The 9,714-nt window shown below is 56.2% G+C and carries 6 protein-coding genes and 1 pseudogene; 3 read left to right on the top strand and 4 right to left on the bottom strand.

The features are described 5' to 3' along the window. Positions 1-489 precede the first annotated feature (489 nt). From M0D69_RS42525 to M0D69_RS42515, 3 genes are all read left to right on the top strand, one after another. Positions 490-1,887: a GGDEF domain-containing protein gene (locus M0D69_RS42525; RefSeq protein WP_301787787.1), complete on the top strand. Its 1,398-nt coding sequence runs from the start codon at positions 490-492 to the stop codon at positions 1,885-1,887. A gap of 185 nt (positions 1,888-2,072) precedes the next feature. Next, positions 2,073-4,175, top strand: coding sequence for a bifunctional diguanylate cyclase/phosphodiesterase (locus tag M0D69_RS42520; RefSeq protein WP_301787786.1), 2,103 nt, complete (start codon positions 2,073-2,075; stop codon positions 4,173-4,175). Between the two features lie 139 nt (positions 4,176-4,314). After that, positions 4,315-5,790 (top strand): EAL domain-containing protein, encoded by a 1,476-nt coding sequence (locus M0D69_RS42515; protein ID WP_301787785.1) that lies wholly within the window; start codon positions 4,315-4,317, stop codon positions 5,788-5,790. 963 nt (positions 5,791-6,753) lie between these two features. Here M0D69_RS42515 and M0D69_RS42510 read toward each other — a convergent pair. From M0D69_RS42510 to M0D69_RS42495, 4 genes and pseudogenes are all read right to left on the bottom strand, one after another. Then, positions 6,754-6,972, bottom strand: a complete 219-nt coding sequence (locus M0D69_RS42510; protein WP_301787784.1) for a hypothetical protein — start codon at positions 6,970-6,972, stop codon at positions 6,754-6,756. Further along, a pseudogene (locus tag M0D69_RS42505) lies at positions 6,969-7,232 on the bottom strand (ATP-binding protein); the annotation flags it as partial. The gene M0D69_RS42510 and the pseudogene M0D69_RS42505, both read right to left, overlap by 4 nt. A 155-nt stretch (positions 7,233-7,387) precedes the next feature. Then, positions 7,388-8,191 carry a hypothetical protein gene (locus tag M0D69_RS42500; RefSeq protein WP_301787783.1) on the bottom strand — a complete coding sequence of 268 codons (804 nt, stop codon included), beginning with the start codon at positions 8,189-8,191 and terminating at the stop codon, positions 7,388-7,390. Between the two features lie 85 nt (positions 8,192-8,276). Beyond that, on the bottom strand, positions 8,277-9,371 hold the full coding sequence (locus tag M0D69_RS42495; protein WP_301787782.1) for an HBL/NHE enterotoxin family protein: 1,095 nt from the start codon (positions 9,369-9,371) through the stop codon (positions 8,277-8,279). Positions 9,372-9,714: the final 343 nt, after the last annotated feature.

Here is a 9,714-nt window from a genome sequence, read left to right as displayed (position 1 = left end):
CCATGCGCTTATTGCGCGATGACGGTAATGCCGACATTTCTGTATAACGACATGCTGTATGCGGCAGTAGTTACTGAAATATAAAGCAACAATTAAATGTAAAACAAGCTAGTCTCAGTCAGCCGGCCGCTAACAACTATGCGAAACGAGGCCCGACCCGATAATAGGCACGCTATAAACGAACCACGGCCTGTTCGCACCGTTTTTGTCAATATACCCTTGACCTGGTCGGTTTGGAATTCGTATAAAAACGAGCGCCCGAGTAGTGGAGCTGCGCTAAAGGGAGGGCAGTCCGTTGCGTATATCAGGCATGGCGAAATATTGGTGGCGCTCGCCCATTAAAAATCAATTGATAACCTTCATAAATGACGTAAACTCAGACTCAACGCTCAGACTCAACAGCACCCCCGACCAGAGTACGAGGCGCGGTGCAATCGCTTTATGCGAAACGACCGAGAATATCAAAGTTAATGGAGGCGGCGTATGAGGATGAACATCGATATTCGCGAGGCACCTCCTCCAATCTGGCGACTGCTTAAAGTCTATACGCAGTTGCTGCTGATTGCGTTTGCGCTTGTCCCCGCTTGTCTGATCGCCTATCTGTATTTCGCGCAAGATCCGACGCTGAAATTCGAGAATCACGTATTCCATGAAATCGCCATCGCTGCCGCCACGCTTGAGGGCTTGTTCGTCACCTATGTGACATGGCAGTGCTACCGGTCCTCGGGTGAGCCCTTGCTGCGCTGGCTCACATTGGGTTTTCTCGGCTTCGTATTGATCTATGCATTGCACGGCGCATTCACCGGGCTTGCGCATCACAATATGTGGCTGTTTCTACTCTATGGACCGGCTTCCCGCCTCGTGATGTCGATCCTGCTGTTTGTCGGGCTGCTCTCATATCATCGTCCGCCCGTGCGCGTCGAGAAACGCTCAAATGCTCGTGATTGGGCGATGTGGCTCGGATTCTTCGTGCTGGTTGATATCGCAGTCGCTTACGTGGCGAACTCGGCCATCGCTGGCAGCCTGATGGTGCGTCTATCGATGGAAGGGGGCGCGCTGGTATTTTCGATATTGAACGTGATGACATTGATGTTGCGCCGGATTCGCTCTCCGCTCATGGTGATCTATGGCATTTCGATCATGTGGTTCGCTCTATCTTCACTTGCATTCATTCTGGGGCGACCGTGGAATCATATGTGGTGGCTCGCGCACGCCATCTTCGCCGCGGGGTTTTTTCTGCTCAGCTATGGTGTTGTGGCGGCTTTCCGTACTACGCGCTCATTCTCGACCATTTACAGCCAGGAGGAATTGACCGCCCGGCTGGCCGAAGCAATGGCGCGTACCGAAAGCGCGCTGCAGGAACTGCAGCACACTAACCAAAAGCTCGAGCGTCTTGCTGCCACTGACCCCTTGACCGGCGCTGCGAATCGACGTCAGTTCATCGAAAGCGTGGAGGCCGAGATCGCGCGGGTCAAACGAGGTGGCGCTCCCTTTTCCCTGCTGGCACTTGACCTCGATAACTTCAAGGCGATCAATGACTCGTACGGCCACCAGATCGGCGACGAGGTCTTGCGGCGCTTCGTACAGACGTGCCTTGAGGCGATCCGCCCTTACGACGGTTTCGCTCGCGTAGGTGGAGAGGAATTCATGGTGCTGCTTCCACAGTCGCTACTCGAAGCGGCTCGCACAATCGGCGAGCGTGTTCGAGTAGCCATCGCACGCAGTGCATTCGAGGCCGGGATCGGGTGCTCGGTGGAGGTCACCGTGAGCATTGGTGTATCGCAGTTCGGGCACGATGGCGACACGATCGATACGCTTCTGCGTGTCGCTGATGAACGACTCTATCGCGCAAAACACCAGGGCCGCAACTGCGTGGTTGCGGCGTAGGGGCGATGCCCATCAAAGCGCCCAGAGGACTCGCGCAGAAGAAGGCAGTAGCGCGACATACCGATCTCCCCCAAAAAGGAGCCAATCCGTTAAAGAGAGTTGAATGTTTGCTGCTTCTGACCATTGCGTTTAAACCACGCTGTTAACGCAAGCGTTGTGCAGCATCCATTTAGGGAACCACGGTCATGAGCGGCATCTATAACCCTTTACTAGTCTTTCTTTCACTCATCGTCGCGTTCCTCGCCTCCTATACGGCCTTGGAATTATCGGGGCGGATCTTTTCGTTGCAACAGGAACGGCAGCGTGTGCACTGGCTGCTCGGCGGTGCCATCGCGATGGGAGTCGGTATCTGGTCGATGCACTTTATCGGCATGATGGCTTTCGCGCTGCCCATCCGGGTTGGATACGATCTTTCCTTCACGGCAGCTTCGTTTCTGCTAGCTGCGGTGGTTTCGCTCCTTGCCCTATCCACTGTGACCCGGGGAAAACTCTCCCGCGTGCGCGTCGCCGTCGCCGGCACCGTCATGGGGTTTGGGATCGCCGGCATGCATTACACCGGGATGGCCGCGCTGCAGATGTCTCCGCCAATCCGGTATACGTTGTGGGTCGTAATTGCGTCGATTGCCATTGCGATTGCAGCATCGATTGCCTCGCTGTGGCTCGCCTTCACGCTGCGCACGTCCGCGCGGCAAAGCCTCATCGCCAAGCGTCTTGGTGCCGCGATCCTCATGGCGCTGGCAATCACAGGCATGCACTACACCGGGATGGGCGCGGCCAACTTTGCGGCGGGAAGCATCTGCCTTGCTGCCAACAAACTCGACGCGAACTGGGTCGCGCTGGCGGTGTCGGCGAGTTCGTTGACGGTGCTGATTGGAACACTCGCTTTCCTCGGATTCCACACGTGCAGCCTGTCCAACTCGCTCCGGCGTGCAAACAGCCAGTTGGACCATCTCGGCACGCACGACATGCTGACGGACCTGCCCAATCGGCTCTGGCTCACAGCCCACATCGGGCGAGCCATGGAGGCTTGCGCTCGGAGAGGTTCGATGATCGCTGTGCTGCTTGTCAACCTCGATGGCTTCAAGACCATCAATGACTCGCTTGGCCATGCCGTTGGGGACGATTTCCTCAAGACCTGCGCGAGCCGACTGGGCCAGAACTTGCGGCACGATGATATGGTCGCCCGTATCGGTGGGGACGAATTCGTGATTGTTGTGGGTGGATTGCTCGACCCGTCGGTCGCCGGACAGATTACCGATAACGTGCTGCGCGAGCTCTGCCGCGAAATAGTCATCAACGGGGTACGGCTACGGGTGAGCGCGAGTATTGGAATCGCGGTGTTTCCGCGCGACGGTAATGACGCCGCGACGTTGTTGCACAACGCGGATGCAGCGATGTACGACGCTAAGCAGAGTGGGCGGAATACCTTCCGGTATTTCGAGCCTACGATGAATACCACTGCGCTCAGTGCGCTGATCCTGCAGCGTGACCTGCAACGGGCCCTGGAAGAGGGGCAACTGAGCCTGTCTTTCCAGCCGAAATTCAAGATCGCTAACTTGTCTCTGAGCGGGGCAGAAGCGTTGATTCGATGGCAGCATCCAGAAATCGGCGACATTCCTCCGTTGGAATTCATTCCAGCTGCCGAGCACTCTGGGCAGATCGTCCAGATTGGCAATTGGGTCATTGCAGAAGTGTGTCGCCTGATCGCCAGGTGGGACGCGTCAGGATTACCGGCGATCCAGATCGCGATCAACCTGTCGCCGGTGCAGTTCAACGTACCGGACCTGGTCGACCATATCGATGCCATAGTGCGGAGCGCGGGCGTCGCGCCCGAGCGCGTGATGTTCGAAATCACCGAAACCGTCGCGATGCAAAACGCCGACAAAACGACCGCGATCATTGAGAAATTCCAGTCACGCGGCTTTGACATGGCCATCGATGATTTTGGAACTGGCTATTCGAGCCTGGCGTACCTACAACGATTCCAGGTCAGACAGATCAAGGTGGATCGTTTTTTCGTCAACGATCTCGACGTTCACGAAAGGCAGGGGAGCGCGCTCTTGTCGGCGATCGTGACGCTTGCTCGTGCATTGAACATGGAGGTGGTGGCAGAAGGTGTTGAAACGGTAACCCAGTTGAACAAGCTAGCCTCTCTGAATTGCGATCAGGCGCAGGGCTTCTTGTTGAGCAAACCGTTACCTGCCGCAGCGTTTCAGCAATTCTTAAACGGCATCGACAGGATGTCGCATGGCAAACTAGAAACGCGAGCCGTCGTTGAGCCGGGTTAGCAGGCTCGGCCAAGCGAAGTGTCGTGGTGGAAAATTCTCACTCGGTGGAGCGCGAGCCGCGTGGCAGTCCGTCGCCCTTGAGCTATTCGGCACTGTCGCGGCCAGACCGAACGCGCGTTGTATCGCGAGCCTGCTTTCCATGGGGTTTCTCGCCTTGACCCTGGGCGTTTATAGCGCGAATGCCCCGGCCCTCTACCGAACTCGATCCGGTGCGGGTTCCGAAAGCGGCGTGTTACAGCAAGTACTGCAGTGGTTTAGCTCAAAGGAGGTCGCCAGTATAGGATTTGGGGTTGTCTGTGCCGTTCCTGTCAGCTTGCCCTCACTCGTCCCGGCAATGCTGGGTGGACCGAATGCCGGTCCGATGCCGCTGATGAACCCGCATTGTGCAGCGGTAGGCGCCTGGAACGTTACAACAAAGGCTGATGCGGTAGGTACGGCCGACGACACCGGTCCCACGAATTTGCCTTGGATGATTCCCGCACCTGGACAGCCCTGGAAGGCGCAAGATCTGCTGTCCTCCGATGAGCTTGCTGAAACAAGACATCGCCCTGCTGCGACCCCTGAAAACAGCGACGATACGGCTGGCATAGCTCGCTCAACTCTGGATCGCGGCTTGATCGCGTGTTCCTCCAGACAGCCGTGCGCGACGAATGGTAAGCCTCTCTCCGAAAACACAATGCCTGCGCAGGATAATTCGTCGCCTGCTCACGCGAGCGCCGGTCCCGATATTCACAGGTGGTCTCCATCATTTTGGATATTGCTTTCGACGACCCTGATCGGAGTTCTCGGAGTCCTGTTCTGGCTCTTAAGGAAGAAGTGGTTTGGGGCTCGGGAGACACTCCTTCGCGCCGCGAGAAGCGGCCTCAAACGCGGCGAGTTTTATCTGGAATATCAGCCGATAGTCAACCTGCGGCAAGGAAAATGCGTGGGTATCGAGGCACTGCTGCGATGGGATAACGTTGAGTTCGGCGCGGTCGGGCCTGGTCACTACATGCCTTACATCGAACAGAGCAGCTTGATCGGGCCAATTACGCGGTTCGTTCTTGGTAAGGTGGCAGAGGAGGTCGGTCAACTGGCAACGGCCGAATCGCTGTATATCGGCGTTAACGTGCCGTTCTCGCAATTAAGTCACCCAGGGTTTGTTGCCGATCTAAGCGCTACGATTCCCAGCGTCTTGCGCCGACTGGTGTTGGAAATCAGTCACCGTGAGTTCCGGGACGCGGCCCCGAACCTTCTACGCGTGATTGCCACTCTAAGAAAAGCAGGGGTGCGATTTGCGCTATCCGGACTTAACCCGGATGATGGGGCGTGGCGTTGGTTCAACGGCTGGTCCTTCGAGATGGTCAAGATGAACAGAGCAATATTTCATCTCGATGCTTATGAAAGATCGCGGCTACTTGAGACATTGATCACCCTCGCGCATGATCTTGATGCAGTGCTCGTCGGCGAGGGCGTCGAGATCGCGGCTCATCACGATGCCTTACTCGCAGCTCGGGCCGAATTGGGACAAGGTTTTTACTATAGTCGCGCCCTTAGCATAGGACGGCTTGAATCATTCCTGGCGAGCGGGGGCGGTGCGACGATCTTGAAATGGCGGATAAAAAAAGATCGATAACGATGCGCGCGCCTCGTTGATTTGAAGCCGTACGTGGACGAGTCGTGGGGTCGCTACAAAAGAGCGACCAAAACGGCAAGCTGTCTTCCCTGCCGCGGCAATTGGGCGCTGATGTGATGGACGTCCCCTCCCTTTGGGGAACCTCTTAAACAAGGGGACCTCTCGCTTGGCACATTGGATGTGCCGGCCTAACATGGGCCTGTTATATGACTAGCAGTTTCTTCTATCAAAACAGGCAAAACACGCCACGAATCAGTCGACAGCACGCGCAACTCATATAGTCGCGATAAGTGGCGTCTTTCGAAAGTAATTGCTCTTCCTTCACGATCCGTACGGCTTGCAGGGCCTACTATTTTTTAGATAAAAATTGAAAAATAGTGGAATGACGTGAAATAAATCTTGAACGTTGCTGTTCGGTAACGCTCGATCTGCACCGTCTAATCTTACAGTGTCGTAGATGAGAAGATCGATCACCTGCTTGCTTGATGCTTAGCTTTTGCCTAGGTCGTTGTCCAAACTGAGCTTCTAGAGTGTGAAAGTGCTGATAGGGCTTTCGCGTTATACAGGTGCAAGGAACAACTATGACAGGACCCGTGAGCGTCTTTTTCGATTTGAGTCTATGTGCTACCACTTGTGTACGCTCGACAACGCCGACTCTCTGCGACCTGAGGCATTGTTTTCCGCAAAGCAGTGAGCGTCCGAGAGCAGGGCTGGTGTTTCATTCGGGCGACTTTAAGGGCGCCAAAAAGCCCAATTCACTTGGGGTTTTACTAGACCCGTCTGCATGAAGCGAGGTAGAGGTGGCTTCCGGTAATGGCAAAACCCGCTGGGTCGACCCCACATGGATAATGAGGCCCGTTTGTTAGCGGCGGTGTAAATCCGGCACTACACGGCTGCGCAAGGTTGAGTAGGAGCGTCAACAAGTAGGGGCCGTTACCAGCGCCTACTGTCGAGTGATGGTCATCAGAATGGATCGTTGACGTCGTTCAGGTGAGCGTTCACGGGAGGGGCGCGTTGTTCGTGCAGCTGTTCACGCAATTGGACCTGATAGTGTATGCAGATTCGCTCGCGTAGATCGTCGATGAGTTCGACGACAGCGAACGCCTGATCGGCGGACCAGTTGTCTGGAATTAGGAAGTCGAGCCCACAAGTGATTCCGGAAGGTAGATGAAGGCGCGTCATGATGTCTTCTTCTCGGCCTTTGCCGCACTAAGTTTCTTCGTGCGTTGCTCAGCGCGTTCACGCGCCTCCTTCACGCGATAGGACTCGCCCTCGATCGCGACGACTTCCGCACGATGCACCAGTCGGTCAACAAGGGAGACGACGCAAGCCGCGTTCGCAAACACCTCATGCCATTCGCCAAACGGTCGATTTGTCGTGACCACCGTTGATGCAGCCCCGTATCTCCTGCTGACGAGTTCGAACAGCAGATGCTCGGCGGACTTGCTTTGAGAGCGGCACTCTACCCGGTGGAGTACCCGATGTTCTAGCCGAAGCTTAGCGAGCCGTCAAAGGGACCGAGAGCGACAACGCGTGCTCCTGCATGAAACGTTCAATATCAATTTACCGGGCGTAGGTCAGCGGCGCCTGTGTGCGATCAGGAAGCGTCAGCTTCGAGGGTCACAAGCATGGCGTCTGCCGCGCGGGCGACTGTCTGGAGCAGCGTCGGATCCGTGGTCCCCGCGAGGTCATGCTCAATTTCGGTGAAGTCCGAGATTACCGCGTCGATCGCGTTTTTCAGGTTGGTCAGGTCTTGCAGAACCTGAGACTCGCTGGTTGCCAAAGCCTTACAGGACAAAACAATGCTTTGCAAGGACGCGATCTGGCTGTTGAGCGAATTGATTTCGCCTTGCAGGTCCGAAACCTCGCCCTTCCATTTCAGGTAAAGGCCGAGCGCGACGCTTAGCCCCACCAGGCCAAACGGTCCCAGTGCCAGAAGATAGTAATAGCGCTTCTGCGTGCCCTCCATCTCTCCGCTTGCCGTGCCGAGCTGCCCCTGCAAGCCCGCAATCTGGGTTTGCAGCGCGCCTTCAATACCGCTCAAGGTCGTAAAAGATGTCGTGAGCGTGCTCATCGCGCTCGTGGCCGTTGTCACCACTGAGCTAGACGTCGACTGAAAGGCCGCCATCTGGCTGGCGATCCCGGCGATGGTCGTCGACACCAATTGCCCATTGGCGCCGTGAGCCAGTTGGACGATGACGCTATCCAGCGACGGCTTGGCCGACGTAATGAACGTCAGAAGGCTGGACTGGAATTCAGGCACTTCGTTCAGGATAGGTGCGAATGACCCGCAAACGGTACGCTGGACATTTCCCGCCTGTGCCGGCAGATTCTGGATCGCCCCTACCTGAGAGAGACTGCTCTGGAGCGCAGCCAATGTTTGTGTCAATGGTCCCGACATATCGTTCCTCATCAATAGCGTTATGCGTTGCGCCGACGAGAAAGTGCGTTTCCCATCGGCAAGCAAAGACGGCAAACGCGCCGTATCAGGCAGCCTTTTTGGCGACCAGCGTGAGCAGATTGCTGACGGTCTGAGCCGGCGCCGCAACCTGAACCTGAATGCCGTCCATCTGCTGCTTGATCGTCTGGATATCGGTCAGCACGGTCTTGATTTCGCCGTTAGCCGCGGTGACAAAGAGCGACCGGACCTCGTCCGCGGTTTGAATACCGTTGTTCAGGTCGCTGACGAGGTTCTCGAGATCGGACTGCACGCTGCTCCACGCATTTGCCATCGCGGACGCGGCGGTTATCGAGTTGTTGACCTGGTTGGCGAGGGCAGAATACCCGCTGCTTACCGCAGCCGCGAGCTTGACTTCATTGGTGAGCTCGCTCTTCTCCGCCAGCAGCGCAGACTTGCTGTTATTGAGCGTCACGAGCGCCGTGATGGAGCCGGCTTCCCCCGCAACCCCTGCGGCCACGAGGCCGACACCCCCGATGACCGCGCCAGTCGAAGTGCCTTCCGTCACGAAAGTCGCGATCGCCCCGACACAGATGACAAACACGCCACCCGCCACCGTCAACGAGCTGACGACAATGCCGGCAATCGCGCCGTCGATCTCGCCCTGTATCGTGCTCAACTGATCGGAGATGGAAGCCAGCACGCCGTTGTCGCCGTTCACGGCGCTATTCAGGTTCTGGACGATGGTTGCGAACGACTGGGTATCAGTCGCCAGCTCATCACGCAACGCCTGAAGGTCGGTAACCGTTTGCGCCGCGGCGACCTGGTAGGCCGTCGACTGGGTTTGCATCGCGGTCAGCACCGCCGTCCACTGATCGACGGTCGATCCCGGCGGCAGTGTGGTGGGCAGCGCATCGTTGAGCACATAGTAGTTCTCGCAGTTCGACATATTCAGGATGAGCGCAGGTTCCATCGTTTTCAGGAAGTAGTTCGCGTGCTCCTGCGCGGTAGCTAGGCCATCATTGATTTCGGTCTGGTAGCTAGAGAGGCCCTTAATACCCGCGAAATTCACCTGTGGCTGAGCGAGGACACTGTTGGCGTAAGTCTGAACGATCAAGGCCGCGCCCATTTGTTGCTTGTTGGTGACGTTGATTACTGTTGCGTTTCCACTGATATCCGGCATGATGTTACCTCTAGGTAATATGGCATTAATATGGCATTAATATGGCACGAATGTGGCATGGGTTATGACGCTTCATTCGCATACCTAACGTTATACAATAGCGATAGCGATGAGGAAAACCGATGACGACAATGTGTAAATGCTCCGCCCGGTTCGCCAGGTGATGAAGCACCTCATCAATCTATGTAACCTCTCGACCGAAAGCAAATCTAGAATTTGATTCGACCTTGTCGAAAAAAAGCGCCACGTTCCCGTTGGCAAGAGTTGGCGGATGGACAAAACCTATATGGCTCTTTTGAAAACTCAGTGGGTAATGCGGCTCAGCGGGCATGCGCGTTGAACG

The organism is Caballeronia sp. SEWSISQ10-4 2 (assembly GCF_030464885.1).
GTDB lineage: Bacteria > Pseudomonadota > Gammaproteobacteria > Burkholderiales > Burkholderiaceae > Caballeronia.
Note: the sequence above shows the minus strand (reverse complement) of the source record. Positions and strands in the feature narration are given on the sequence as shown.

Coding starts and splice junctions, on each gene's coding strand:
- M0D69_RS42525 (WP_301787787.1), top strand. CDS start 490: ATGAACATCGATATTCGCGAGGCACCTCCTCCAATCTGGCGACTGCTT.
- M0D69_RS42520 (WP_301787786.1), top strand. CDS start 2,073: ATGAGCGGCATCTATAACCCTTTACTAGTCTTTCTTTCACTCATCGTC.
- M0D69_RS42515 (WP_301787785.1), top strand. CDS start 4,315: ATGGGGTTTCTCGCCTTGACCCTGGGCGTTTATAGCGCGAATGCCCCG.
- M0D69_RS42510 (WP_301787784.1), bottom strand. CDS start 6,972: ATGACGCGCCTTCATCTACCTTCCGGAATCACTTGTGGGCTCGACTTC.
- M0D69_RS42500 (WP_301787783.1), bottom strand. CDS start 8,191: ATGTCGGGACCATTGACACAAACATTGGCTGCGCTCCAGAGCAGTCTC.
- M0D69_RS42495 (WP_301787782.1), bottom strand. CDS start 9,371: ATGCCGGATATCAGTGGAAACGCAACAGTAATCAACGTCACCAACAAG.